The sequence below is a fragment of the Streptomyces sp. 142MFCol3.1 genome, from assembly GCF_000424945.1.
Classification (GTDB): domain Bacteria; phylum Actinomycetota; class Actinomycetes; order Streptomycetales; family Streptomycetaceae; genus Streptomyces; species Streptomyces siamensis.
Genome location: NZ_AUKV01000009.1, coordinates 120,624 through 144,694 on the forward strand (window position 1 = coordinate 120,624; position 24,071 = coordinate 144,694).

A 24,071-nucleotide genomic window follows, 5' to 3' on the forward strand; every position below is an offset into this window, starting at 1 on the left:
CGAGCGCCACTTTCGCGACGTACAACCAAAATGTTGATCTCTGATCGTTACGCCAAGAGACCCTAACGGGCTGGCAAAGCCTGCTGGCCATGGGCTTTGATGTCGGCGCGGCGCGACCGGCATCTGGACGCGCCCACGGACACATGAGGTGGGAACGAACGTGAAGTCAGTTCTGGGACGCGTCCTGGTCGGAATCGGTGTGACGGCGGCGCTCGGCGCGACTGCCGCATGCGGTGGGCAGGGCTCCGACGAGAAGGACAGTGGCTCGAAGAAGCCTGCGGCGAAGGCGACGCCCGCCGCGCAGGAGGGTCTGAAGCCGCTCACCGAGGCGCAGTTGACGAAGGCTGCGATCACGAAGGCGGACGTGAAGGGCTACCGCGTCGGCAACACCCCCGACGACGAGATCCCGGAGGTGAGCGTGCCCGCGAAGCCCGCCACCTGCCAGGCCGTCGCCGACATGGCCCTGCTCGGCACCGAGCCCGACGCCACGGCCCGTGTGTCCCGTTCGCTGACCAGCCTGACGCAGACCGACGGCACGCTGCTGCGCATGGGCCTGCTCGCGCAGAAGGAGGCCGACGCCAAGAAGGTGGTGGCCGACCTGCGCAAGCAGAGCGAGGAGTGCAACTCCTACGAGCACACCGACTACAAGTACACCGGCGTCAAGCCTCTCAAGGACCCCGGCCTCGGCGACGAGTCGGTGTCGTACACGATGACCAGTGACATCGAGGGCGAGAAGTTCCCGGTCACCTACTCCGTCGTCCGCAGCGGCTCGACCCTGGTCGTCTTCTACGCGATGAACGCCCTGGGCGGCAAGGCGCCCGAGGTGCCGGCCGCTCTCATGGAGGCGCAGGTCACCAAGCTCGGGAAGACCGTCTGACACGACGGTCCGGCATGAACGAAGGGCCCCGCCGGAAGAGCTGTCGGGGCCCTTCGCCATCCTCCTCGACGGCGACGCCTACGAGACTGTCCGCTCCGCGACGGCCGGCACACCATCGCGCCCGGAACGCTCACCCGCGATGGGGCTGAGTACCGTGTCCGCGGCGTGCGTTCCCAGGCAGCGCGCGGCCGGCACCGAGACGCACTGCGTGACGAGTCACCGCCGTGACCTCCGTGCCGGGACCGTCGGGCAGGTCAGCGAGAGCACGGCGAGCCGCTTGGCGGCCGTACACCGGAACGCAGGTGTACGGGCCGAGGACGCGGTCCGCGGCTTCGGCCGGCCCTGCCGCAGCGTAATGATCTGAGCACGGGGGCAGGCCTGGTTCATGCTTCTTGGTTTGGGCCTGCTCGGTGTTCTCGCTGTCGTCCACTTGGTGGCTGCGACTGTGAACGGCCATGTGCAGCACAGGCGTGACGGACAGCGGGCCCAGCAGGCAAACGACGAGAGTGCCCAGCGCAGGGCCGAACACGACGTGCTGGGGGTCGTCCTCAAGGAGTGGCGTCGGCTGCAGCGGTTGCTCCATCAGGTGCCGGGTCGGACGTATCTCGCGCGTCCTCCTGAGGATCCGGAGGACCGGGGCACGATCGACCGGTTGAGGACCGCCGCACAGCGGTACGTCGAGCGCGCACCCTACGGCGATGGCCGGCCCACCGACGACATCGAACGGCTGCTGGACATGCTGCAGGACTGGAACGCCTACTGCGGTGAAGCAGGGGCCGTCGCGGCGGACGACTTGTTCGGCAATATGCAGCAGCTCGACAACTTCATCACCACGGAGCTGGCGGTCGACACCTCCGAGACCGATCTCACCCCCTACGCGCGGCGGTTGTCGCCGCGGGCCGCATTCAGGCGCGGGCTGCGAGGCTGAAGGGGGCGTCGGGCTGCGGGTGCTGGGCCGCAGCGCGGGCGAACCTGTAGGCCCTCGGGGGCCGTTCCTGGTCCTCACCGCCGTGTTGTGCGTACGCCGATGCGGGCTCCCACACAGGGAGGAGAGAAGGTGCGACGTTGCTGCGAGCCCCGTTCTTCCACGCGCCGAACCGACCCTAATGGCGGACGCGGACGACGAGTTTGCCGATGGCGCGGTCCTGTTCCATGTCGTCGTGGGCCTGCGGGACGTGCTCCAGACCGTCGTAGACGCGGTCGACCGGGAAGGCCAGCCGACCGGCTGCGACCGCGTCGAGAATCTCCTGGAAGGCTGTGCGGGGCAGGTCGGCGGCGTCGCCGAAGTAGCCTGAGAGGCGCACCCCCTTGGGCAGGTATTCGTTGGGGGAGAAGTCCCGCACCGTCCACTGGTTGGAGAGGCTGCCGCCGAAGCACCCGGTGCCGTGCACGCGTACCGCACGCAGGGTGTCGGGCAGGGTGGGCGTGCCGACGAGATCGAGGGCGGCGTCGACGCCGTCCGGGTACAGCTCGCGCACGGCGGGTGCGACCTCTCCGGTGTCCAGCAGGGGGTGGTCGACACCGTGCGCCTTCAGCAGGGCGAGGCGGTCGGCCCGTCGGGTGGTGGAGAGCACCGTGGCGCCGCGCCAGGCGGCCAGCGCGGCGGCCGCCAGCCCGACCGACGAAGTGCCGCCTCGGATCAGCACGGACTGGCCGGGCTTCAGGTCGAGGCCGACGGTGAGCGAGCCGTAGGCGGTCTGCACCATCTCCGGCAGCGCGCCGAGCACCTCCCAGGGCAGGTCGGTGTCGACGGGGATGACCTGGGACAGCGGCACCGACGTGTACTCGGCATACCCGCCGTCGTAGGTGCGCCCCATGTCGCCCATCATCGCGACGACCTTCTGTCCCCGGGCAAGCCCGCTGCCGGCCGGGGCCGCGTCGACCGTACCGGCAGCCTCGATACCCGGCACTCGGGGAAAGCTGACACCCACGCTCACCCCCAGTCGCAGCTTCAGCTCAGAGCGGTTGAGGCCGAACGCCTCGACGCGGATGCGTACCCAGCCCTCCCTCTCCGGCGGAAGCGGGAGGGCGGTCAACCGCAGGTTCTCGATGGGGCCGGGGGCCGTGAGCCGTACTGCGCGCATCGTTGTCGGCGAGGACGTCATGGGTCTGCCTACTTCCCGAGGGGAGGAGAGCGTTCGGCGGTGGTCAACAAGCCGCGGGTGCGGCTTGATTCCCGACTCGCCCCGGTCTGCTGCCTGTTGGGAGACAAGCCGATCTGTCTGCGCTGTCCGCGTCTGCTGCTCCCTCTGAAGACGGCGGGCACGAACGCAGCCATCGCGGCACACGGGCAGGGCCGGCAGGGCCCGCGCGCCGAGGACCGGGGGGAGGGGAGGGATGAGACGGCGACGGTGTGGTGACGGCCCGCCTGACGACCCTCCTGACAAGATGGCGGCATGGAACGTGTGCTGGGAATCGGTGGGTACTTCCTGCGGGCCGCAGATCCGGTGGCGCTGAGTGCGTGGTATCGCGACTGCCTGGGCCTGGACGCCGACGAGCACGGCCTGTGGCGTCAGGAGAGCGGGATGACGGTGTTCGCGACGTTCGAGTCCGACACCGACTACTTCGGATCCCGCGCCCAGCGAACCATGCTGAACTTCCGGGTGCGCGACCTGGACGCGATGCTCGCGCAACTGCGTGCCAAGGGAGCGGACGTGGGCGAGGAAACACAGGACATGGACGGAGTCGGTCGATTCGGCTGGGTCACTGACCCGGACGGCAATCGGGTCGAGCTGTGGCAACCCGCGTAGTCACTGGCCTTTCCGGCACACGCCGGGGCAAGCCACCGGGGCACCGTCGTGCTCGGTGCTCGGTGCTCGGTGCTCGGTGCGGGGGAGCATGAAGACCCACGCCCCGTCTGCAGCTCTGAGCTGTCCGAGACCTTATCCGCCGGCAGCCGCCTGACCAGACCTGATAAGCTACCCACATAAGCGAGCCTTCTCGGCGCGGACTGCGATCCGCCGAGGAGGCTTTTTTCATGCCCGGGCACGCGCGTCCCGGCATGTGGTGCGACCGCTTCGACACTGCCGGACCCACGAGGGGCCTGAAGTTGCGCGCCCCACCACCGTTCCGCACCCCAGCCGCAAGAGGAGCCCCTTTCGCATGAGCCAACCAACGAACGCCGCAGGAGCCGCCGGTACGTGGCGAATAGGTGATCTGATCCTCAACCGCCTCGGGCTCGGCGCGATGCGTCTGACCGGGACCGCGCCCTTCGACCGAGGCGCGCCGCGTGGCCGCGAGCAGTCGATCGTCCTGCTGCGGCGGGCTGTTGAGCTGGGAGTGAATCACATCGATACTGCCGCGTTCTACTTCTCGGCGACGCGTTCCGCGAACGAGCTGATCAATCGCGCGCTGGCACCGTACCCGGACGAACTTGTCATCACGACCAAGGTCTGGCCGGGCCGCGACTCGTCAGGGGGATGGTGGTGGGCCACGCCCGCACAGTTGCGTGGCCAGGTGGAGGAGAACCTGCGACAACTCGGTCGGGACCACCTCGACGTGGTCAACCTCCGCGTGCCACCGAGTCGGCGGACAGGCTCGATCAGCGATCACTTCGGTGCCCTGGCCGCACTGCGCGACGCGGGACTGATCCGGCACCTGGGCATCTCGAACGTCACGTCCGAGCAATTGACCGAGGCCCTCGCCATCGCCCCCGTCGTGTGCGTGCAGAACCCGTACGGAATCGGCGCGTCGAACGAGGATCAGGCTCTGCTGCGCCGCTGCGGCGAACTCGGCGTCGCCTTCGTTCCCTTCTTCGCGATTGCCGGTTCCGGGCGCGAGGCAGGCCCGGCAGCCCGAGACAGCGGGGAGGTACTCGCCATCGCCCGCGCACACGCGGTCTCCGCCGCACAGGTCCGTCTTGCCTGGACCTTGCACCAGGGGTCACATGTCCTGGCCATCCCCGGGACCGGTGATCGAGACCACCTGGAGCAGAACATCGCGGCCGGCGCGCTGCGGCTCTCGGAGGAGGAAATAGCGCTCCTCTCCCAGTCGAAGCCGAAGGCGTCTCGTAGTCATGGGGCCGACCACGCGACACCGTCCGCCGGCTAGAGCCAGGGGGACGGTGCGCCGGACGCGGCTGCTTGTCGCCCAGCGCGCCGAACGCGGCTTTCTGGACGGCGGGTTCGATGGCTGTCACGACGTCGCCCGCGGCGGCGCCGGACGTCCTGGCGCACAGGACGTCGTCGTGGACGGCCTCGAGCCCGGCGTTGCCGAACGCCATCGACCGGTAGCCCGTGACCGGCGCGTAGCGAGGCGCCGTCGCCGCGTACCTCGGCGCGTGCGTCGTCGCCATGCGTGCGGCCAGGGGGTTTGGGTCGGTTGCGGCCGGGGGGATCCTGCAGGTCGCTGAGGTCGCTGAGGTCGCTGAGGTCGCTGAGGTCGCTGAGGTCGCTGAGGTCGCTGAGGTCGCTGAGGTCGCTGAGGTCGCTGAGGTCGCTGAGGCCGCCGGGGCCGACGACCCGGCCCCCGACGACTACGGCGCTCCCATTTCCGCGGTCACCCGCCACCGGCCGAGCTGTTCGAGCACTCCGTCTATGACGGTCCCTACGCGAAAGCCGCGGCCTTGGTGCACACGCTGGGCCGGTGCCGCTGGCTCGAGCGCTCCAACCTGGCCGTCGCGGCCGCCACCGGCGTCATGTACCTCGAAGCAGCCGGGATCACCGTCAAGCCCGCACGCGAGGACGCCGTCGCCGTGAAGGACCTGCTCCTCGACCCGGCCTGCACCGCAGGGAGCATCGCCGCACTGCTGCGGACCTGGCCCACACCCACCTGACGCCCTCAAGGCCGGCGCCGAGGCATGATCTGCACGGAAGACGGCTCGTGCGGTTCCGCGTCTACCCCAGGGGCCGACGGGACGATCTCCACCCGCGTCGCGTCGCCGTCGTCACCTCGCCGGATCCGCCGCCTCGGCGTCGAGGGGAATGTCCAGCCGGCCGGCGGCGAAGGTGAGCACCGCCCCCAGGGGGAGCGCGACCCGGGTGATGGCGTGCTGGTCGCCCCGGGTCGGGTCCCGGTTGACGATCAGCACCGGCTTTCCGGCCTGGGCCGCCTGGCGGACGAACCGGAGTCCGGACATGACCGTCAGGGAGGATCCCAGGACCAGGACCGAGGCCGCCTCGCGGACCAGTTCGCGGCAGTGCTCGACCCGTGAGGGGGGCACGGCTTCGCCGAAGAACACCACATCCGGTTTGAGGATGCCGCCGCAGAGCGTGCAGGGCACCACGCGGAAGTCCCCGACCTGTCCGTCGGTGAGGTCGGCGTCACCGTCCGGGTTGATCCCGGCGGCCACGGGCTCGAAGCCCGCGTTGGCTTCCTCCAGGCGCCGGGCCAGTTCGCGACGCGGGCTGAACGCGCCGCAGGAAAGGCAGACGACCCGGTCCAGACTCCCGTGAAGCTCCACGACGTTCTCGCTGCCGGCGGCCTGGTGCAGGCCGTCGACGTTCTGGGTGATCACACCCGAGAGCAGGCCGTGCCGCGCGAAAGCGGCGACGGCTCGGTGCCCGGCGTTGGGACGGGCACGGCTGAAGGTGCGCCAGCCGAGGTGGCTGCGCGCCCAGTACCGGCGCCGGGCGTGAGCGCTGGTGGTGAAGTCCTGGTAGGTCATCGGCGTGTGTCGGCTCAGGCTCCCGCCCTCGCCTCGGTAGTCGGGGATGCCCGATTCCGTGGAGATGCCGGCACCGCTGAGTACCAGCACACCGCCGGCGCCCAACGCTGCGGCTACCGGCTGCGGATCTGTGGTACCCGGCGGCAGGTCCTCGGCGGGGGACCAGCTCAGGGTGGGGCGCATGCGCATGCCCTCCAGGCTACGGAACAGGCCGCCGTACGTGTCGTCGGCCATGCTCAGCGGGGGCTCGGAGACGTCGGCGCTGCCTTGATGGGGGGAGCCTCGGGCGGCCCGGCGCGCTCTGATTGATCGTCAGCGAGTGATGTGGAAGGCCTCGCCGTCGGCCCGCGAGGCGGCGGCTTGAGCCGGGGCGGCGCGATCTGCCGGATCCTGTTGGTGGCCAAGTCGGTCATCTTGCTGTGCGGCGCGAGCTCGCCGCGGGAACTTGGCCACCGGCGGTCGGAGCCAGTGAGCGCGGGCCGGCCGCGACCGGCTCGAGATGGGGCCAGGCACCCAAGAGCCGATCGGAGCTGCAGGAACGGCCTCCTACTTCGTCGTACCCCACAGCTGGCTGGCGGGGACGTGAGTCGGGTTGCCCACCAGCCTGGCGACTCGGATCTGCGCGGGCACCGTGGTCGGGCGACCGCCGTCCCTGTAGTCGCAGTGGTCGGGGGAGTTGTGCGTGAAGGTCATCGCGTAGGGGTGGGCAAAGTTCGTGGTCGAGCCATTGACCAGCGGGAAGTGTCCCTCGGAGGCGGTTGAGGGGGAATCCGGGGTGTCGATGATCCAGACGGTCTTGGCGGACATGCCGCACTTCTGCAGGGTCAGGCCCTCGTTCTGGTATGCGGTGCTGGCCAGGCCCGCGCACAGACCAGTGCGCTTGCCGTGCGGCGCGTACTCGACTTCCACCGCGCGCAGGTCGCCGTAGTGCTTGTTCACCCTGGCGGACACGAGGCCGTCCTTGTAGAAGTCGGACACCGGGCCCGCGCGGTGACCGACGATGTCTCCGGACGGGTCGGACTTGCTGACGGGGTGCATCACAGTGGGCTGGCCGACCCTGGCCACCCCCCGATGCACGGTCTCCACCAGGTTGGGCTGCGCGGACGTGCCGTACTTCGCACTGTAGATCTGGATGCAGCTGTCGGCGCACTCCGGGGTGGCCGCGCTCGCGGAGACCGTTCCCGCCGTACCGAGGCCGCCGACCACGGTTATCATCGCCGCGGCAGCCAGCACCTTGTTCTTGATGGACATAAAGGATTCCTTCACTCAGAGGCCACAGCGCACTCTGTGCGCTGTTCTGTCGGATGGGGCTGAGGTCGCGCACTGCTCCCGGCCGCAGGCGCCCGGTCCCACCGGTCGCCTGCGTTGAGACAGTCACCGCCCCGTCGTGCCAAGCCGGTGACGGCCCTCTCCGCCTCCTGGGGGGCGGCCGCCTGATGACGCACGGATCTTGGATCGCGCAGGATGCAGGGGGTCGTTCTCGATAGGAGCATATGCTCCTATCTGCCGGTGGGCAAGGCCATCCGGCGATCGCCGAGCGGGGCGAGGCTGCTGCGCAGGGGAACCAGCGGCGGCCGGGGGAGAGAGCGTCAAGCCTGTCTTGGAGGCCTCTGCGGAGCCGTGACCTGCCGCTGGTCGCCACCTACCCGGCTGATGCTGAAACTGCTGGTCCATGGCTACGCGGCCTGGTGCGGGCGCCGTCCGGACGCTCTCACGGGCTCGTCGCCCGGTCGCCGCCGGCCGCAGGGCCGTCGTCGAACCCGTCCTCGGCCAGGTCCCGGCACGCCAGGACGGCTCGCAAGGCCGGGAAGGGCGTTGCGGCTCAGTGGGGGTGCGGGTGGTCGTGGGGGTCGGAGTGGTCGTGGCCCGGAGGGCGTTGCGCCAGGGCTTGGGTGCGCGCGGCGACCTCGTCCGTGGTCACGGCGCCGAGGCCGACGAGTACGTCCTCCAGGGCGGCCAGCCAGAGTTGGTAGTAGTTGTAGGGCTCCTCCGGCGTCGCCGTCGTCTCCCAGGCCGCGATCCGGGCGATCAGTGCGGCTTGGAATTCCGGCCAGGTGAACTCGCCTGCCTCGTACAGGCTGACGGCCATACCGAAGGCGCGGCTCTCCCACGGATCGGCGAACACCAACTCGCCGTTGGAGCGCGGCGGTGCGACCTGCCCCTCGATGTCCAGCGGCGCACTCATGGCGCCGTCACCTTGGCCACGCCGACCATCGCGTCCCGGGTCACCAGCGGCACGAGTTCCTCCTCGGCCAGGTGCTCGGTACCGGCCGGACGCTCGGGCAGCACCAGCCACCGCACCTCACTGGTGGAGTCGTGGACGGTGATGTGCACGTCGTCGTCGAGTTGCAGCCCCATCTCGGACAGCACCTTGCGCGGCTCCTTGACCACGCGCGCACGGTAGGCGGGGTCCTTGTACCAGCTCGGCGGCAGGCCGAGCACGGGCCACGGGTAGCACGAGCACAGCGTGCAGACCACCACGTGGTGGGCGGTCGGGGTGTTCTCCACGACGACGATGTGCTCGCCCTGCTGCCCGGAGAAGCCCAGCTCCTTGATGGCGGCGGTGCCGTCCTCAAGCAGCCGCTGCCGGTACTCGGGGTCGGTCCACGCCTTGGCGACGACCTTGGCGCCGTTGAGCGGGCCCACGTTGGTCTCGTAGGTGGTGATGATCCCGTCCATCGTCTTCGGGTCGATCAGGCCGCGTTCGGTGAGCAGTTGCTCGAGAGCCTCGGCGCGCAGGGACGGCGGGAGGCGGTCGCCGGCTTCGCCGGTGGTGGTCATGACGTGGTCTCCAGGTAGCTCTCGTACATCTCTGCGGTGAGTGCGAAGGGCGCGGTGTCGGCGCCCCACAGCTCGCGCGAGTCGAACCGCACCGAGTACACGTGCTCCGGGTTCTCGCCCAGGAAGTGCGCGTTGGTGTCCGGCAGTACGGAAGCGGGCCGGACGTGCTCCACGACACCGATGTGTCCTCGCACATAGCCCGGCAGCCGGGTGTGCCCGGGCACCGACACGTCCTTGGCCCGTACACGCTCGCCCGCAGCGAAGGCCGGCTCGGTGTCCACGGAGCGCAGCGAGCCCACGCCGACCGGCACGGCGGTCGGCGCGTAGTCGGGTCGGGGGTCGGGGGTCGGCGGCTCCTCCACGTCTTCGCCGTGCAGGTTGCGGGCGCGCGCGTCGATCCCTCCCGGCGCCAGGGTCGCGCTTTCGGTGAGCATCAGCTCCGCGGCGTTGAGCCAGCGCCCGAAGTAGCCGTCGTCCAGGTAGGCGACTCGGTCGAGGCGCTCAAGCGCGTGCCGGAACGCGTCCGGGTTGTAGCCGCCGCAGGCGACGCGGCTGGAGAGAAGCGCCAGGGCAAATGCCCGGCCCTGCCAGGGTTCGTCGAAGACCGGTTCATCACGCCTCGGCGGGTGAGCGGGACCCCAGCCCAGGGTGCCTCCCATATCGGCAATGCCCTCCATGACATCCCCTTATGTGCTGTATCACAGAAATTATTCCTAATAATTCCAAATAGGCGGAACTATTCGCATTTTAATCCGGATCGATCTGTGACGCGCCCATCTGGGCGGGCACCACCCGAGGCCGGAGCACCCCCCGCTCGGCGAATAGCTGCTGGACCAGCGACGCTGCGGATACTCAGTGCCCGACGAGGCGTGTCGTGCTCCTGCCAGTGCTCCGCTCTGAGTTCGGCCTTGACCTCGTCGACGCCGGGACGGTGCTGGGCCGTGTGCTGAGCGACGAGTGCACAGGAACGCGTCCGGAAGTGGAACATCTGGCCCGGAAGCTGCGGGCAGCAGGCATCCCCGCCGTAGCTTCTCGGCGATGGACGTCCCCTGCGGCAGACGCGGCGTGGATGATCCGGAATGCGGTGGACCACGTCCGGTTCCGCTGGATTCCATGCGGCCACGGTGTGTGCAAGGTCAGGACATGATCAGGGGATCAGGGCTTGAAGGCGTCCTCGGCCCCTTCCTTGGCGCTCCGCATCTTGCCCCGTGCTTCGAGGGCGGCGCCCTTCGCTGCGAGGGTCTCGTTGTGCACCGCGTGGGCGGCTTTCCGTACGGTCTTGCCGACGACCTGTTCGGCCTTGGCCTTGGCTTTCTGTCCGGCACTCATGTCAGCACCTCCAGGCAGGCTCACTGTGCCGCGTCCCCTTGATGCGGGAGGTGAAACCGGGACACGCCCATCGGGGAGGACGAGGCCCCTGCCGCTGTCCCGGCAATCCCGCCGACCGGTCGCCTCGAACTGCTGAAACGAGCCGAGGTGGGTTCCTTGGGGCCACGGTGCGACGACTCGCTCGACCTGTACCGGTCAGGAGGCGTCCTGGTTCGATTTCTCCACCACGCGCTCGGAGATCTGAGCAAGCACCCGCAGTTCCGCCGGCGTGACATGGTCGAGGAACAGGGTGCGCACCGCCTCGACATGCAGGGGGGCAGCAGCCTCGATCATCGCGCGCCCGGCGTCCGTGATCACCGCGAAGGCGCCCCGCCCGTCCTCGACGCACTCTTGCCGTATCACCAGCCCACGCTTGGCCATGCGGGATATCTGGTGGGAGATCCGACTCTTCTCCCACTCCAACGCACGGGCAAGATCCAGGACTCGCTGCCTACCGTCGGGTGCGTCCGTCAGCTCGACCAGCACGGCGAAGTCCGCCTCGGAGATATTGGACTCCGTCTGCAACAAGCGCGACAGCCGGGCACGGAGCGTCTCTTGAAGACGGACGAAGCAGCGCCACGCGTGCTGCTCCTCAGGCGTCAACCATCGCACCGTTTCTGTCATGGACGAAGTCTAAACTAGTTGATACGTCACCAGAATGTCGCAGGGGCCTCGGCGGGGGATCGCTCGGCCTCTTCGGCCCCGCCTGAGTCGCGCATCCTTCGCGTCGGATCACCCCGTTGCGTAATGCGCTTGACCTGGTGCGATGACCGGCTGCGGCCCCCCGCTCGGTGCGGGCAGTCGGACCGGAGGGGTGCGACCGCTCTCCCGCATCCCGCGCCGCGAGGAGAGCTCGGAGCCCAGCGCCTGGGCCGTCTCGATGGAGGCCTGCCACCACGGGTCCAGGTCCTCCGCGGTGGGGGGCGTCCCGCTTCGCACCGCAGGCGCCACGAGCTTTGGTTGACACATCAACCAGAATGGCTGATGATTGACGCGTCAAGCAATTGGTTGCCCGTGCATCGTATGCGACTGGTGCCAGTAGGAGGAGTGCAATGACGGCCACAGCGTTCGAATTGGGGCTGAACTCGTTCGGAGAGGTCGCCACCGACGGCGGTCGGCTGATGAGCGATGCCGAGACCGTCCGCCTGTTGATCGAGGAGGCCCAGCTCGCCGAAGCCGTGGGGATCGACGTGTTCAGCGTCGGCGAGCACTACCGCGCGGGCCACAACGACAGCGCCACCCCCGTCCTGCTCGCCGCGATCGCCACCGCGACGGAACGGATCCGGCTCGGAACCTCGGTGACCGTACTCAGCACCAACGACCCCGTGCGGCTCTACCACGAGTTCTCCACGCTGGACGCCGCCTCGAACGGCCGCGCCCAGCTCGTACTGGGGCGGGCATCGGCCACCGAGTCGTTCCCGCTGTTCGGCTACGACCTCGCCGACTACGAGGAACTGTTCGAGGAGAAGCTCGACCTGTTCATGCGCCTCCAGCGAGAAGAGACGGTGACCTGGTCGGGCCGGTTCCGGCCGCCGCTCGTCGAGCAGCAACTGCGCCCCCGGATGCCGCCCGGTGGCATTCCCACCTGGATCGGCGTGGGCGGCAGCCCCAACTCCGTGGTCCGCGCGGCCCGCTACGGTCTGCCGCTCATGCTGGCCGTCATCGGTGGACGCCCCCAGCGCTTCGCCGGCCATGTCGAGCTCTACCACCGGTCACTCGAACAATTCGGGCACGCCAGGCAACCCGTCGCCCAGCACTCGCTGGGGCTCATCGCCGAAAGCGACGAGGAGGCGATTGAGACCTGGTGGCGGTACTGGCAACCGGTCGTCGCCGCGCTCGCGGAGGAGCGCGGTTTCTACAAGCCGACCCGCGAGCGCTACCTGGCGGAAGTGGACAAGGGCGCGCTCTTCGTCGGTTCCCCCGAGACCGTCGCACGCAAGATCGCGACGATGGCCCGCGATCTGCACCTCACCCGTTTCGACCTCAAGTACGACGTCATGTACCTCCCCCGGGAAGCCCGGGCCCGCACGATCGAGCTGCTGGGCCGCGAAGTCGCGCCGCGTGTGAGGGAACTGCTCGCGAAGGAGCTGACCCATGTCTGATCTCGTCTTTGGTCTGGACACGTTCGGCGATGTGCCGCAGGACGACGCGGGCATCCCGGTGTCCGACGCGCGGGCCATCCGCCAGGTCCTCGACGAGGCCGTTCTCGCGGAGCAGATCGGCGTCGACGCCGTCGCACTCGGTGAACACCACCGCTCCGAGTTCGCGATCTCCAGTCCGGAGACCGTGCTCGCCGGCATCGCCACACGTACCAGCCGTATCCGGCTCTCGTCCGGGGTGACCGTACTGAGCTCGGACGATCCGGTCCGCGTGTTCCAGCGGTTCTCGACCGTGGACGCACTCTCGAACGGCCGGGCCGAGGTCATCCTCGGGCGCGGCTCCTTCACCGAGTCGTTCCCGCTCTTCGGATACGACCTGGCCGACTACGACGTGCTGTTCGAGGAGAAGATCGAACTCTTCGCCAAGCTGCTGGAGGAGAAGCCCGTCACCTGGAGCGGCAGCAAGCGGGCGCCGCTCGACAACGCCGACGTCTTCCCCAAGACCGAGTCCGGGCACCTGAGCACCTGGGTCGGTGTGGGCGGCACACCCGAGTCGGTCATCCGCACCGCGCGCTACGGACTCCCTCTCATGATCGCCATCATCGGCGGCAACCCTGAACGCTTCGCGCCCTACATCGACCTCTACCGGCGAGCCGCCGACAAGTTCGGCACGACCGCTCACCCGGTCGGAATGCACTCGCCCGGCTTCATCGCCGCCACGGACGAGGAGGCCCGGGAACAGCACTGGCCGCACTACAAGGTCATCCGGGACCGCATCGGCGCCCTGCGGGGCTGGCCGCCCGTCCGCAAGGACGAGTACGAGACCGAGATCGAGCACGGCTCGCTCTACATCGGATCGCCCGAGACGGTCGCCCGCAAGATGGCCCGCGCCATCAAGGCGCTCGGCGTCGGCCGTTTCGACCTCATCTACACCGCGGGGGCCCAGTCGATCAGTGCCCGCCTGCGCGCCGTCGAGCTGTACGGCACCGAGGTGCTCCCGATGGTCCGCGACATCCTCGCAGGCTGACCCCATGAACGGAGAAGAAATGGACATCACCGACGCCGCCGGCGTGGGCACGGTCGGCATCCTGGGCGCGGGGAAGGTCGGCACCGTGCTGGCACGTCTGGCCCTGGCGGCCGGCTATCGCGTGCTCATCGCCGGATCGGGCGACCCCGCCAAGATCGCACTCACCATCGAAGTCCTCACCCCCGGCGCCGTCCCGGTCACCGCGGCGGCCGCCGCGGAGGCCGATGCCGTCATCCTGGCGCTCCCGCTCGGCAAGTACCGCACGATTCCCTCCGAGGCGCTGCGCGGCAAGCTCGTCATCGACGCCATGAACTACTGGTGGGAGGTCGACGGCATCCGCGACGACCTCACCGACCCGCTGACCTCTTCGAGTGAGATCGTGCAGGCATACCTGTCCGGGGCACGGGTGATCAAGGCCTTCAACCACATGGGCTACCACGACCTCGAGGACGGAGCCGAGCCCGCGAGCACGCCGGGACGCAAGGCGATCGCCATCGCCGGTGACGATCCGGACGACCTGGCCACCGTCGCGGGCCTCGTGAACGCGTTCGGCTTCGATCCTGTGGTGGCAGGTTCCCTCGCCGAAGGAGTTCGGCTCGAACCGGGCACCGAGCCTTTCGGCGCCAACGTCAGCGCCGAGGAGCTACGCGCGATGTTCCTCCGCTTCCCGGAATCGGAACGCGGACGGGCCGTGAGCAGTGCGAGGACCGCCGCCATGGCATCCAACGACCGAGCAGCCTGAAGGCGCCGTCCGCGCTGGGCTGTCGGTACTGAAGGGCGCCGGGGCCGCTGCTCCGCAGTCACGCATGGGGCTGAGCACGGACCTGATCCGCTTCATCGGGCTGACCGAAGTGGCTGCGGCCGGCGGTCTGTTGGCCGGCCGGATGACGCGTCAGCCGTGGGAGACGTTCCGGCCGTAGAAGGCGACCCGTGCGCCCTTCGTGGTGCTGCCCGAGGACGACTGGTTGTAGGAACCCGCCTTGAAGTACTGCTTGTACGGGAAGAACGACGACGGAATCGGGTAGTGCGTTGTGCTGCCGTTGACGGTCAGGTCGATGGTGTCTCCGCCGGACACGGCGATGGTGTACGTCCATGTCTTGCCCACGGACGCATGTCCCACCGTGTGGGTCGCCTGGCCGCCCGAGGGGGAGTCCTCGGTGCCGACGACGATGTCACCGCTGGAGCGGTAGTAGAGCTCCACCAGCGGTTTCGTCGAGGAGTCGCCGGAGCCGAGGTGGATCTGGCCGGTGCACTCCTTGGACGTCACCGACACGACCCGAAGCGTTGCGCTCAGCCGGTGGCTGCCGCTCAGCGGCCAGTCCGCGGCGCTGCCGCTGCGGTTCATCTGTCGCGCGGGGCCCAGCTGGTCGAGTCGGGAAAGCCGGGTGGCGGATTCGGTGCGCGGCAGAACGTGCCTGCACGGCCCCTTCATTCGTGTCTGCCCTGTGTACCCTGACAGCGTGTACACGACGCGAGTGTCGCGGCGGTTGAACGCCTCACGGGCCGCCGTCTATCGGGCACTTCTGGACGCGGACGCGGTCGCGCGTTGGCGGGTACCGACGGGCATGCGGAGTGAGGTGCACACGTTCGACGCCCGTGAGGGCGGGGTGTTCCGCGTATCGCTCACGTATGACGTGCCGAGCGCGACCGGCAAGTCCGAGGCGCACACGGACACCTACCACGGCCATTTCGCGGAGCTCGTCCCCGACGAGCGAGTGGTCGAGGTGCTCGAGTTCGAGACGGCCGACCCCGCCCTGCGCGGAGAGATGGTCATGACCACGGAGCTGACCGAGGTGGACGGCGGCACCGAGGTCGTCATCGTGCACGAGGGGGTGCCGGACGTGGTTCCGGTCGCGGACAACGAGACCGGAACACGCATGGCGTTGGAGAACCTGGCGCTGCTGGTCGAGTCCGCCTGTCCTTAGACGTGTCGCTTGGGCGCCCGCGGCGCCCCGCCCGGCGAGACCAGGCGGTGGAACTCCAGCGTCCACCCGCGCTGTTCCTCCGTGTCGGGCACGCTCGCGCCCCGGGCCCGTTCCACGGCCGTCCAGGCGGCCTCGGGCGCCGTGCCCTCCAGGACCATCAGGCTGACCGCGATCAGGGAGGACCGTCCGATGGCGCAGCGGCAGTGGACGACGACATGGGCGCCCGACTGCAGGGACTCGACGAGTTCCCGCAGCACCGGCAACACGCTGAGGACGGACGGGACCGTGAAGTCGGGGATGGGCAGGGCGACGAACCGCAGCCCGGCGGCCTCGGCGTGGTGGGGCTCGTCGGTGAGTCCCAGTTCGGTGCGCTCGGCGTCGGGGAGGGCGCAGACGACGATGTCGACTCCGGTGCGGCGCAGCGCCGCCATGTCGCCGGCCAGGTGTCCGTGGTCGCGGGGTCGGGCCATGGTGCTCAGGCGTCCCGGTCCTCGTCGACCGGTGACCGTGTAGAGGGCGGGGGTGGACGGCTCGGCCATCAGGCGGACGACCCCGGCGCGAGCCAGCAGTAGCGGCCGCCGCACTCGCCGGTGAGCCAGCCGTTCAGGCTGCTCAGGCCCCGCTCGTTGATCTGCCCGTCGTGGATTCCGTAGGCCCGTTCCGGTTCGACGGCGCGGACGAAGTCGATGGCCTCGTCAGTCTTCATCCATGAACCCTGCAGGGGAACCAACAGGGTCTCCACCGGTCGGTCGGGGCGGTGAAGGGAGTCTCCGGGGTGGTAGAGGCGGTCCTCCACGAGGTAGGCCAGGTTCGCGCAGTCCGGGAGGCCTCCGTAGATGAGCGCGTGCCTGCCGCCCTGGGCGGTCACCCGGAAGCCCGCCGCTGTGAACTCCTCGCAGACGTCGACGCCGGTGAAGTCCAGTCCCTGGATCCGCGCCGACTTGGGGGCGTAGACGGGCACGCCCAGCCCCTTCAGCCGCAACAGATCGACGTGATCGTCGTGCTCGTGGGTCACCAGGACCGCGTCGGCGCCGGCGAGTGCCTCCGGTTCGCTCCAGACGCCGGGATCGATGACCAGAGTGCCGCCGTCGTGTTCCAACCGGACACAGGAGTGGGCATATTTGGTAATCCGCACCCGCGTGAGCATAGCCGGGCGGTCTTGTGTCTCCCCTCAGCGAATGGCCGGAAAATGTCGGTCGACGGCACCCCCGGAGAGCGCCGGGGCGAGCAGCGGTATTCAGACGATGTGTGCGCCTCGAATGAGTCGATGTCTCGTCAATTCCCTTCTGTGCACTCAGAGTTCATCTTGTGGCCGGAGTGGTGCGCTGTTAGCGTCAATTCATGGACATATCAAACCCGAACGTCGAGGAGCTCGCCGACCTGGCTGAGCTGGAATTCTCTCCGATCACCCCGGAGGAAGCCGCTGACCTGGACGACCGTGTGTACCTGCTCGGTGTCCGCCCGGAGTTCGTGAGCCGGTAGGGTCCGCTCGTCAACCGCCCCCGTCTGTGCAGGGGGCTCGTTGCCACCAGGGGTTCACCACCGGAAACGGTGCCGGACCCCGCCACGGGGGATGGGGATTCAGTACGTGGTCATGGGTCATCTGCCGGACGCTCTTCCTGCTGATTCAGCGCTGCGGCTGCCGGTCGATGCCGCCGACGACACCCTCCGTAAGGCGATCGCCGAACTAGATCCCGACCATCGCCTCGGGAGTGCGCAGCACCCCGTCTTCCTGACAGCCTGGCTGCCCTGCCTGAAGGGCGGCTGCCTGTCGTTTCTCGGGATGAGCCCTGCCGGCCAACGGTGGCTGGCAGGGCTCGCCGGTGAGGACTTCGCCGTGCGGCGCAGGGCCGAACTCGCCGCCGCTCTTGCCGCCGCCGACCCCGACGCCGTGCTTCCGGACGACCCGGTCGATCAAATCATCGCCCTGGTAAGGGCATTGACCACGACAGAGTCCGGCCGGGCGACCTGGTTCGCGCTGGCCCGCCAGACACTGTGGTGCGGCCCCGGCGGAGGCAGCGGACTCGCTCACTCCTGCGAACCGGCCACCGGCCGGCCCGGTGTGACCGGTTCCTACCTCGCCGGGGGATCGGGAGCCCAGCTGCTGACCGAGGGCGGCGTGGATCTCGCCGGACTCATCGACACACAGCCCTGGGGCCCGCAGCTGCGGGCGGCGGTGGACGCCGCCGAGACCGAGCTCGACTGGCCGGCGCGAGTGGAGTTCGTCGTCGAACAAGGCACGCTCACCGTCGTGAGAGCGACCCGTGCCGTCCTGCACGGCGCCGCTCTCCTGGACACCGTCGCCTCCCGCTACGAACGCGGCCGACTGACCCCCGCACAGGCGGTGCGACTGGTCGAGCCCCTGGACGTCGAACGGGCGCGCGCCGCGAGCGTACGGTCCCCCGCACTGCCCGTGGCCGCGCGCGGTCTCGGTGCGTCCCCCGGCATCGACTCCGGCACCGTCGTCTTCAGCGCGGCCGCCGCCGTCGCCGCGCAGGCCGACGGACAACGACCCGTGCTCGTCCTCACCGAGTCGAAACCGCAGGACCTTCCCGGCCTGCTGGCCTGCACGGCCGTCGTCACCGAACGGGGCGGACTGACCTCGCACGCCGCGGTCGTGGCGCGCGGACTCGGACTGCCGGCCGTCACCGCCCTCGTCGACGGCGTACTCGACGCCGGCTCCAGGGTCCTGCGCACCTCGCGCGGCGGCACCGTGCGGGCCGGCGACCTGATCACCGTGGACGGACACGCCGGAATCGTCCACCTCGGCGGCCAGGAGCCCTCCGCCGAACGGCAGGCCACCCCGCAACTGCCCGGCTGGCTGGACGACGCGCTGTCCGGGCTGCCCGGCATCGCCGTGCACGTGAACGCCGACAACGGCGCCGACGCCGCCGCCGGGCGGGCGCTGGGCGCGAGCGGGGTCGGACTGTGCCGCCTGGAGCACATGTTCCTCGGCGAGCGCCACCAAGTGCTCCGAAGGGTCCTGATGGCACGACCCGGCCCCGACATGACGGAGGACCTCCGCACCATCCACACCTTCCTGCGGGCGGAGATCACGGACATCCTCACGGCGATGGACGGGCTGCCCGTCACGGTCCGCCTGCTCGACCCACCACGCCACGAGTTCCTCCCCGACCTGACCGAACTCTCCCTCACCACGGCAGCCGGCGGGGCGTCCGCCGACCGGGACCGGCTCGACATCACCCGCCGTCTGCACGAGCACAACCCCATGCTCGGGGTACGAGGCGTGCGGATGGGCATCCTGCTCCCGGCGCTGACCGCCGTGCAGATCAAGGCACTGACGGAGGCGACCCACGCACTGCGCCGCGCGGGCCGGGAACCACGGCCCGAACTCCTCGTCCCCATGGTGAGCACCCCGGCGGAACTGGACTTCGTCCGAGGCGTCCTCGACGACGTCTGCACCCGCCTGGGCACCTCAGCGGCCGACGTCGGCATCACGCTGGGGGCCATGATCGAGACGCCGCGGGCCGCGCTGCTGGCCCGGTCCCTCGCCCGCCGGGCGGACTTGCTGTGCCTGGGCACGAACGACCTCACCGCACTCGTGTGGGGCCTGTCCCGCGACGACGCCGAACAACATCTGCTGCCCGCCTACCAGGACATGGGCCTGCTCGACGCCTCACCCTTCGCACGCCTGGACCTCGAGGCCGTCGGAACCCTCGCCCGCCAGGTCGCCGACGAGGCACGGGCCGTACGCCCCGACATCACCCTGGGAGTCTGCGGCGAGCAGGCGGCCGACGAGACGGCCGTGCGGTTCTTCGCCGAGGCGGGCTACCACCACATCTCGTGCGCACCACCACGGATCCCCCTTGCCCGGCTGGCCGCGGCGCGCGCCGTCGCCCAGGAGGCGGCGGCCAACCACCCGACGGGGGCCAGGCCTTGAGCGAACCGGCGATCGTCGTGGAACAGCTCGGCCGCTCCTTCACCGACCGCGGACGCGAGATCGTGGCCCTGCGCGACGTCAGCTTCCAGGTCGGGGCCGGCGAGATCGTGGGCCTGCTGGGCAGCAACGGCGCGGGCAAGACCACCCTGACCAAGATCCTCGCCACCCTGCTGCTGCCCACCGCCGGCGCCGCGCGGCTCTTCGGCCACGACGTCACACGCGATCTTCGCGCGGTACGCCGCATGACCGGCGTCGTCCTGGGCGGCGACCGCGGCCTCTACGCCAAGCTCAACGCCCGGGACAACCTGCGGTTCTTCGCCGTGCTCGCCGGCGCGGGCCGACGGGGTCTGGGCGCGAAGGTGGACGCCGCCCTGGAGGAAGTCGGCCTGGTCGGCTCCGCGGACCGCGCGGTGGAGACGTACTCAAAAGGGATGCGTCAGCGGCTCCACATCGCCATCGGCATGATCGGCGAACCGCGCGTGCTGCTGCTGGACGAACCGACCGTGGGCCTCGACCCCGTGGAGGCCGAACGACTGCGCGGCACCATCGCCGCGCTGCGCGACACCGGCGTCTCCGTCCTGCTCACGAGCCACCACCTGCTCGACATCGAACGCCTCGCCGCCCGGGTGATCATCCTCGCGGACGGCACCCTGGCGGCGGACCTGTCGGTCGAGGAGTTCGCCCGCCAGGCCGGCTACACCGCCACGGTGATCGTGCGCGGCACCGGCACCCCGCCCGACGCCGGAGCCGTGTCGTCCCCCGACATCGCCGTCGGCGGCGTCGACACCGCCGACGGGCTCTGGACCCTCCGGCTGCACGTGCGGGACTGGAGCGTCGGCTCGTTCGGACTGCTGGAGAAGGCGCTGGCGCACGTCACCGTCCTGGACGTGCGCATAGAACCGGTACGGCTGGAGGACGTCTACGCGCACGTGGCCACGCGCCTCGCCGCAGGCAGCCGGGTCGGTGGAGTGCGATGAGCGGCGCCCTGTGGATGTTCGTGACCGCGTTCCGTATGGAACAGCGGGCCATGCGGCGCAACCCGCTGCTGCTGGTCAACTCCGGCATGCTTCCGGCGGTGTTCCTCGTCATCGCGGTGGAGACCGGCAGAGCCCACCCCGAGAGCGCGACCGAGCTCGTCGTGGCGGTGATGCTGACCGCGCTGTGGGGCTCCACGGTATGGATGAGCGGAGGCGTCCTGCGCCGCGAGCGCAGCTTCGGCACATTGGCCCGCTGCGTCTCGGGAGTCTGGTCGCCGTACCTGGTCCTGCTGGGCAAGAGCCTGGGCGCGACCGTCACCAGCGTCGGCGCGATCCTCCTCAGCACCGGCGTCACCGCGGCGGCGCTGGGCCTGCCGCTGAGCATGTCGCACCCCGCGTGGATCGTCCTGTCGCTGCTGGTACTGGTGTGCTCCGGCACCGCCCTCGGCGCGCTGGTGTCCTGCCTCTTCCTGGTGACCCGCAACGGCCTGGTCTGGTCCCACGCGTTGATGTACCCAGTGTTCGCGGTGGGCGGGCTGCTCATCCCCACCGACGCGCTGCCCGCGTGGTTGCGCTGGGCGCCCGATGTGCTCAGCCTGCACTGGATCAAGAACTGCCTGGTCGACGGGGCCACGGGCGGCATCACGGCGGCCCCGCTGGGCATCGCGACGCTGCTGACGCTCGGCTACTTCCTGGCCGCCGGCTTCGCCTACCACCGGTCCGTCGAGACGTCCCGGAAGGAGGGGACGCTTGACCTCGCTTGACACCGCCGCGCCCCGCTCCCTGCCCCTCTGGCGCGCGGCCGAGGCGGCCCGGATGGGCTGGCTGGAGTACCGAGCACTCCAGACGCCCGCCGGTCTGTTCGGCGCCACCCTGCCCCGCGGGGTCCTGCAGATCCTGTTCTTCACCACGCTCGCGGGCGTCCTCGCCGGACCCGGGCATCGCGAGTACGCCTTCGCCGGATCGCTCGTCCTTGCGTTGAGCGGCACCAACGTCAACGGTGTGGTCGCCGTGCCCGTCCTGGACAAGCAGTACGCCACCTTCGCCCGGGTGCGCACCGGTGCCCTGTCGCCCACCGTCACCCAGATCGCCCGGGCGCTGCCCTACCCCGTCATGGGCTGGCTCCTCCTCGTCGTCCAAGGCGCGATCGCGGCGCCCCTGCTCGGCATGACGGACTTCGGCCTGCGCCTGCTGCCCTGGGCATGGGTGTACGCGCTGATCGCGCTGACGCTCAGCGTGCTGGGGCTCGCCGGAGCGACGATGACGGTCGGCAGACGGGCCGACGTGGTGGCCCCGAACGTCCTGTCCTACCTGGTCATGCTGTGCAGCGGCGCGATCGTTCCGCCGGGGCGGGTGGGATGGGTGGACGCGATCGGCCAGGTATTGCCGGCCCGGCACGGCCTGGACGCCGTACGCGCGGGGATGGCCGGCCGGCCCTGGCTCGGCGACCTGGGCCTCGAGATCGCCGCAGGGGCCGGCTTCACCGTGCTCGCAGCCCTGTCCATCCTCGTCCAGGCCCGGCGCGCGAGCCGGCACGGCCACGACGACTTCGAGTGACCGATGTGCCGACACCCGAGGGGAACCCGATGAGCATCATTCGCCTGCCCCTGGCTGTGCGGACCGAGGCGGACCACGCACTGTCCGCCGCACCGCCGAGCAGAGCCCTGCGCGTCGCCCTGGTGAACATGCCCTGGGCGCGCATTCACGCGCCCTCCATCCAATGCGGACTACTGCAGTCGATCACCCGCAGCGCCGGGCACGAATGCGACAGCCACTACCTCAACATCGAGTTCGCCTCCTTCTTCGGCAGCAAGGCGTACGACGCGATCGCCAACATCGCCTCGGAGCGGCTGCACCTGATGGGGGAGTGGCTCTTCTCCTACGCGGCGTTCGGCGAAGTGACCCCGGACGACGACTACTTCGCCGCCTACCCCGAGGTGAAGTCCATCTGGGACGAACTCACCGGCAAGGGCATCGAGGACCTCGTGGAACTGCGCCGCGAGAAGCTGCCGGAATGGATCTCCGCATGCGCGGCCCGTCCGGAGTGGGGAGAGTACGACGTCATCGGGTTCACCTCCACCTTCCTGCAGAACACGGCGTCGCTCGCCCTGGGAAGGAAGATCAAGGAGTTCCACCCGCACGTCACCCTGGTCTACGGGGGCGCCAACTTCGACGGGGAGATGGGAGCCGAGTACGCGCGGAAGCTGCCCTGGCTCGACCATGTGGTGGCAGGCGAGGGCGACCTCGTCCTTCCCGCGCTGCTGAAGAACATCGCCGACGGCACCGACACCCCCATCCCCGGCGTCCTGGGGCATCCCGCCGCGGACGCGCCGCCGACCGGTGACGCCCAGCGCCCGCAGGCCCTCGACGACCTCCCCACCCCCGACTACCGGGACTACTTCTCCTGGCTGGAACGCTTCGACCGCGCCCGGCTGCTGGGCCGCACCCCCGTACGTCTGCCGGTCGAGTTCTCCCGGGGATGCTGGTGGGGCCAGAAGCACCACTGCACCTTCTGCGGCCTCAACGCACTCGGCATGGCCTACCGTTCCAAGTCAGGCGAACGCGCCTTTTCCGAACTCGCCGCGCTGCTGCGCGACTACCCCGTGGTGCACGTCGACACCGTCGACAACATCCTCGACATGGGGTACTTCTCGTCGCTGTGCGCGCGGCTGGCCGAAGAGCACTGGGACGTGAACCTCTTCTTCGAGGTGAAGGCCAATCTCACCCGCGATCAGCTGGCCACCCTGAAAAGCGCCGGGATCCTGCGCATCCAGCCCGGCATCGAGAGCCTGAGCACCCATGTCCTGAAGCTCATGCGCAAAGGTGCCGGCAAACTGATCAACATCCGGCTGCTGAAATGGGCCGCCTACTACGGCATCGACGTGGCGTGGAACATCCTGGCCGGATTCCCCGGGGAGACCGAGGAGGACTACTCCGAACAACTGCGCCTGCTCCCGCTGCTGCATCACCTTCAGCCGCCCGGCGGCTGCGGACGGATCTGGCTGGAGCGCTTCAGCCCCTACTTCACCGACCCGGCCTTCCCCATCGACAAGGTCCGGCCCCGGGCCAGCTACAGCCACGTCTACCCGCCCGCGCTGGACCTCGACAAGATCGCGTACTTCTTCGACTACGAGGCGTCCGGCACCGTGTCCCACGAGACGGTCGCCGCGCTCAACGCCGCCGTCGCGCACTGGCAGACCCGCTTCGGCGAGGCCAGGCCCAGCCTCGTCTACCAGCGGCTGCCCGGGAAACTGACACTCATCGACCGCCGGACCGACCAGCCCGTACGGGCCGTCCTCGCGGGCTGGAAGGCCGAGGCCTACGAAGCCTGCGGCGACGCACCCCGCACGGCTGCGGTGGTCGCCCGCAAGCTGGCGGAGCTCGACCTGTCCGTGCCCGAGGACACGGTCACGGCGTTCCTCGAACAGTGCTGTCGCGCGGGCGTCATGGTGTCGGACGACGGCAAGTACCTCGGACTCGCGCTGCCCGAGAACCCCGGCTGGTAGCCACC

The 24,071-nt window shown here is 69.7% G+C and carries 24 protein-coding genes and 3 pseudogenes; 15 read left to right on the plus strand and 12 right to left on the minus strand.

All coding sequences use genetic code 11. The annotated features are described in order from the left end of the window. The first annotated feature begins 160 nt into the window (after positions 1-160). Together H305_RS0114860 and H305_RS0114870 are read left to right on the plus strand one after the other, a co-directional pair. Positions 161-877 carry a hypothetical protein gene (locus H305_RS0114860; protein WP_158690529.1) on the plus strand — a complete coding sequence of 239 codons (717 nt, stop codon included), beginning with the start codon at positions 161-163 and terminating at the stop codon, positions 875-877. Positions 878-1,310: 433 nt separating this feature from the next. Next, entirely contained in the window at positions 1,311-1,805 is a 495-nt protein-coding gene (locus H305_RS0114870) for a hypothetical protein (RefSeq protein ID WP_158690530.1), read from the plus strand. A 175-nt stretch (positions 1,806-1,980) separates the two neighbouring features. Here the strand turns inward: H305_RS0114870 and H305_RS0114875 are convergent, their stop codons facing one another. Then, complete coding sequence (locus H305_RS0114875; protein ID WP_107440029.1) at positions 1,981-2,982, minus strand: zinc-binding dehydrogenase; 1,002 nt, start codon at positions 2,980-2,982, stop codon at positions 1,981-1,983. 291 nt (positions 2,983-3,273) lie between these two features. Between H305_RS0114875 and H305_RS0114885 the strand changes: the two genes are divergently transcribed. Both H305_RS0114885 and H305_RS45925 read left to right on the plus strand, forming a co-directional pair. Next, complete coding sequence (locus H305_RS0114885; protein ID WP_028801088.1) at positions 3,274-3,627, plus strand: VOC family protein; 354 nt, start codon at positions 3,274-3,276, stop codon at positions 3,625-3,627. 352 nt (positions 3,628-3,979) lie between these two features. Continuing rightward, positions 3,980-4,927: an aldo/keto reductase gene (locus H305_RS45925; protein WP_051370593.1), complete on the plus strand. Its 948-nt coding sequence runs from the start codon at positions 3,980-3,982 to the stop codon at positions 4,925-4,927. A gap of 100 nt (positions 4,928-5,027) precedes the next feature. Here H305_RS45925 and H305_RS56375 read toward each other — a convergent pair. Then, a pseudogene (locus H305_RS56375) lies at positions 5,028-5,171 on the minus strand (hypothetical protein); the annotation flags it as partial. A 136-nt stretch (positions 5,172-5,307) separates the two neighbouring features. Here H305_RS56375 and H305_RS45930 point away from each other — a divergent pair. Then, positions 5,308-5,651 (plus strand): annotated as a pseudogene (locus tag H305_RS45930) (fic family toxin-antitoxin system, toxin component); the annotation flags it as partial. A 111-nt stretch (positions 5,652-5,762) separates the two neighbouring features. On the opposite strand, the gene H305_RS0114900 reads toward H305_RS45930, so the two are convergent. From H305_RS0114900 to H305_RS0114930, 7 genes are all read right to left on the minus strand, one after another. Beyond that, a complete protein-coding gene (locus H305_RS0114900; RefSeq protein ID WP_028801089.1) occupies positions 5,763-6,671 on the minus strand; it encodes an NAD-dependent protein deacetylase in 909 nt (302 codons plus the stop codon). Between the two features lie 357 nt (positions 6,672-7,028). Beyond that, positions 7,029-7,733: a hypothetical protein gene (locus tag H305_RS0114905; RefSeq protein WP_028801090.1), complete on the minus strand. Its 705-nt coding sequence runs from the start codon at positions 7,731-7,733 to the stop codon at positions 7,029-7,031. A 571-nt stretch (positions 7,734-8,304) separates the two neighbouring features. Further along, a complete protein-coding gene (locus tag H305_RS0114910; RefSeq protein WP_028801091.1) occupies positions 8,305-8,667 on the minus strand; it encodes a nitrile hydratase accessory protein in 363 nt (120 codons plus the stop codon). Beyond that, a complete protein-coding gene (gene nthA, locus H305_RS0114915) occupies positions 8,664-9,263 on the minus strand; it encodes a nitrile hydratase subunit alpha (protein WP_028801092.1) in 600 nt (199 codons plus the stop codon). Before nthA ends, H305_RS0114910 begins: the two co-directional genes overlap by 4 nt. After that, entirely contained in the window at positions 9,260-9,940 is a 681-nt protein-coding gene (gene nthB / locus H305_RS0114920; RefSeq protein ID WP_028801093.1) for a nitrile hydratase subunit beta, read from the minus strand. The genes nthA and nthB overlap by 4 nt, the downstream gene beginning before the upstream one ends. A gap of 478 nt (positions 9,941-10,418) precedes the next feature. Then, the gene (locus H305_RS53995; protein ID WP_199791404.1) at positions 10,419-10,592 is read right to left on the minus strand and encodes a hypothetical protein; all 174 of its coding nucleotides are present in this window, start codon (positions 10,590-10,592) and stop codon (positions 10,419-10,421) included. A gap of 195 nt (positions 10,593-10,787) precedes the next feature. Further along, a complete protein-coding gene (locus H305_RS0114930) occupies positions 10,788-11,255 on the minus strand; it encodes a MarR family winged helix-turn-helix transcriptional regulator (protein WP_028801094.1) in 468 nt (155 codons plus the stop codon). Positions 11,256-11,683: 428 nt separating this feature from the next. Here H305_RS0114930 and H305_RS0114935 point away from each other — a divergent pair, with 428 nt between their 5' ends. Genes H305_RS0114935 through H305_RS45935 form a run of 3 tightly spaced genes read left to right on the plus strand, consistent with a single transcriptional unit; the run spans position 11,684 to position 14,499 of the window. After that, the gene (locus H305_RS0114935; protein WP_028801095.1) at positions 11,684-12,733 is read left to right on the plus strand and encodes an LLM class flavin-dependent oxidoreductase; all 1,050 of its coding nucleotides are present in this window, start codon (positions 11,684-11,686) and stop codon (positions 12,731-12,733) included. Continuing rightward, complete coding sequence (locus H305_RS0114940; RefSeq protein ID WP_028801096.1) at positions 12,726-13,757, plus strand: LLM class flavin-dependent oxidoreductase; 1,032 nt, start codon at positions 12,726-12,728, stop codon at positions 13,755-13,757. The genes H305_RS0114935 and H305_RS0114940 overlap by 8 nt, the downstream gene beginning before the upstream one ends. A gap of 4 nt (positions 13,758-13,761) precedes the next feature. Then, on the plus strand, positions 13,762-14,499 hold the full coding sequence (locus H305_RS45935) for an NADPH-dependent F420 reductase (RefSeq protein WP_234020820.1): 738 nt from the start codon (positions 13,762-13,764) through the stop codon (positions 14,497-14,499). 150 nt (positions 14,500-14,649) lie between these two features. Here H305_RS45935 and H305_RS45940 read toward each other — a convergent pair. Further along, positions 14,650-15,108 (minus strand): annotated as a pseudogene (locus H305_RS45940) (polysaccharide lyase family 7 protein); the annotation flags it as partial. A gap of 109 nt (positions 15,109-15,217) precedes the next feature. Here H305_RS45940 and H305_RS0114960 point away from each other — a divergent pair. Next, on the plus strand, positions 15,218-15,682 hold the full coding sequence (locus H305_RS0114960) for an SRPBCC family protein (RefSeq protein ID WP_028801097.1): 465 nt from the start codon (positions 15,218-15,220) through the stop codon (positions 15,680-15,682). On the opposite strand, the gene H305_RS0114965 is transcribed toward H305_RS0114960, so the two are convergent. Further along, the gene (locus tag H305_RS0114965; RefSeq protein ID WP_037764061.1) at positions 15,679-16,221 is read right to left on the minus strand and encodes a protein-tyrosine phosphatase family protein; all 543 of its coding nucleotides are present in this window, start codon (positions 16,219-16,221) and stop codon (positions 15,679-15,681) included. The genes H305_RS0114960 and H305_RS0114965 overlap by 4 nt on opposite strands. Beyond that, entirely contained in the window at positions 16,221-16,829 is a 609-nt protein-coding gene (locus tag H305_RS0114970) for an MBL fold metallo-hydrolase (RefSeq protein WP_078629053.1), read from the minus strand. Before H305_RS0114970 ends, H305_RS0114965 begins: the two co-directional genes overlap by 1 nt. A 194-nt stretch (positions 16,830-17,023) precedes the next feature. Between H305_RS0114970 and H305_RS53400 the strand changes: the two genes are divergently transcribed. From H305_RS53400 to H305_RS0115000, 6 genes are all read left to right on the plus strand, one after another. After that, complete coding sequence (locus tag H305_RS53400; protein WP_158690531.1) at positions 17,024-17,164, plus strand: hypothetical protein; 141 nt, start codon at positions 17,024-17,026, stop codon at positions 17,162-17,164. A gap of 91 nt (positions 17,165-17,255) precedes the next feature. After that, positions 17,256-19,583 (plus strand): putative PEP-binding protein, encoded by a 2,328-nt coding sequence (locus H305_RS45945; protein ID WP_051370594.1) that lies wholly within the window; start codon positions 17,256-17,258, stop codon positions 19,581-19,583. Next, positions 19,580-20,560 (plus strand): ABC transporter ATP-binding protein, encoded by a 981-nt coding sequence (locus H305_RS0114985; protein WP_234020822.1) that lies wholly within the window; start codon positions 19,580-19,582, stop codon positions 20,558-20,560. The genes H305_RS45945 and H305_RS0114985 overlap by 4 nt, the downstream gene beginning before the upstream one ends. Further along, positions 20,557-21,324: an ABC transporter permease gene (locus tag H305_RS45950; RefSeq protein ID WP_051370595.1), complete on the plus strand. Its 768-nt coding sequence runs from the start codon at positions 20,557-20,559 to the stop codon at positions 21,322-21,324. The genes H305_RS0114985 and H305_RS45950 overlap by 4 nt, the downstream gene beginning before the upstream one ends. Beyond that, a complete protein-coding gene (locus H305_RS0114995; protein ID WP_028801101.1) occupies positions 21,311-22,117 on the plus strand; it encodes an ABC transporter permease in 807 nt (268 codons plus the stop codon). Before H305_RS45950 ends, H305_RS0114995 begins: the two co-directional genes overlap by 14 nt. A 29-nt stretch (positions 22,118-22,146) precedes the next feature. Beyond that, positions 22,147-24,066: a RiPP maturation radical SAM C-methyltransferase gene (locus tag H305_RS0115000; protein ID WP_158690532.1), complete on the plus strand. Its 1,920-nt coding sequence runs from the start codon at positions 22,147-22,149 to the stop codon at positions 24,064-24,066. Positions 24,067-24,071 lie beyond the last annotated feature (5 nt).

What these genes read in the sequence shown, in the direction of transcription:
- H305_RS0115000 (WP_158690532.1), top strand. Translation starts at nt 22,147, where the DNA reads ATGAGCATCATTCGCCTGCCCCTGGCTGTGCGGACCGAGGCGGACCAC.
- nthA (WP_028801092.1), bottom strand. Translation starts at nt 9,263, where the DNA reads ATGACCACCACCGGCGAAGCCGGCGACCGCCTCCCGCCGTCCCTGCGC.
- H305_RS0114935 (WP_028801095.1), top strand. Translation starts at nt 11,684, where the DNA reads ATGACGGCCACAGCGTTCGAATTGGGGCTGAACTCGTTCGGAGAGGTC.
- nthB (WP_028801093.1), bottom strand. Translation starts at nt 9,940, where the DNA reads ATGGAGGGCATTGCCGATATGGGAGGCACCCTGGGCTGGGGTCCCGCT.
- H305_RS53995 (WP_199791404.1), bottom strand. Translation starts at nt 10,592, where the DNA reads ATGAGTGCCGGACAGAAAGCCAAGGCCAAGGCCGAACAGGTCGTCGGC.
- H305_RS0114875 (WP_107440029.1), bottom strand. Translation starts at nt 2,982, where the DNA reads ATGACGTCCTCGCCGACAACGATGCGCGCAGTACGGCTCACGGCCCCC.
- H305_RS45945 (WP_051370594.1), top strand. Translation starts at nt 17,256, where the DNA reads ATGGGGATTCAGTACGTGGTCATGGGTCATCTGCCGGACGCTCTTCCT.
- H305_RS0114900 (WP_028801089.1), bottom strand. Translation starts at nt 6,671, where the DNA reads ATGCGCATGCGCCCCACCCTGAGCTGGTCCCCCGCCGAGGACCTGCCG.
- H305_RS0114910 (WP_028801091.1), bottom strand. Translation starts at nt 8,667, where the DNA reads ATGAGTGCGCCGCTGGACATCGAGGGGCAGGTCGCACCGCCGCGCTCC.
- H305_RS0114905 (WP_028801090.1), bottom strand. Translation starts at nt 7,733, where the DNA reads ATGTCCATCAAGAACAAGGTGCTGGCTGCCGCGGCGATGATAACCGTG.
- H305_RS45925 (WP_051370593.1), top strand. Translation starts at nt 3,980, where the DNA reads ATGAGCCAACCAACGAACGCCGCAGGAGCCGCCGGTACGTGGCGAATA.
- H305_RS45935 (WP_234020820.1), top strand. Translation starts at nt 13,762, where the DNA reads ATGAACGGAGAAGAAATGGACATCACCGACGCCGCCGGCGTGGGCACG.
- H305_RS0114970 (WP_078629053.1), bottom strand. Translation starts at nt 16,829, where the DNA reads ATGCTCACGCGGGTGCGGATTACCAAATATGCCCACTCCTGTGTCCGG.
- H305_RS0114940 (WP_028801096.1), top strand. Translation starts at nt 12,726, where the DNA reads ATGTCTGATCTCGTCTTTGGTCTGGACACGTTCGGCGATGTGCCGCAG.
- H305_RS0114965 (WP_037764061.1), bottom strand. Translation starts at nt 16,221, where the DNA reads ATGGCCGAGCCGTCCACCCCCGCCCTCTACACGGTCACCGGTCGACGA.
- H305_RS53400 (WP_158690531.1), top strand. Translation starts at nt 17,024, where the DNA reads ATGGACATATCAAACCCGAACGTCGAGGAGCTCGCCGACCTGGCTGAG.
- H305_RS45950 (WP_051370595.1), top strand. Translation starts at nt 20,557, where the DNA reads ATGAGCGGCGCCCTGTGGATGTTCGTGACCGCGTTCCGTATGGAACAG.
- H305_RS0114885 (WP_028801088.1), top strand. Translation starts at nt 3,274, where the DNA reads ATGGAACGTGTGCTGGGAATCGGTGGGTACTTCCTGCGGGCCGCAGAT.
- H305_RS0114930 (WP_028801094.1), bottom strand. Translation starts at nt 11,255, where the DNA reads ATGACAGAAACGGTGCGATGGTTGACGCCTGAGGAGCAGCACGCGTGG.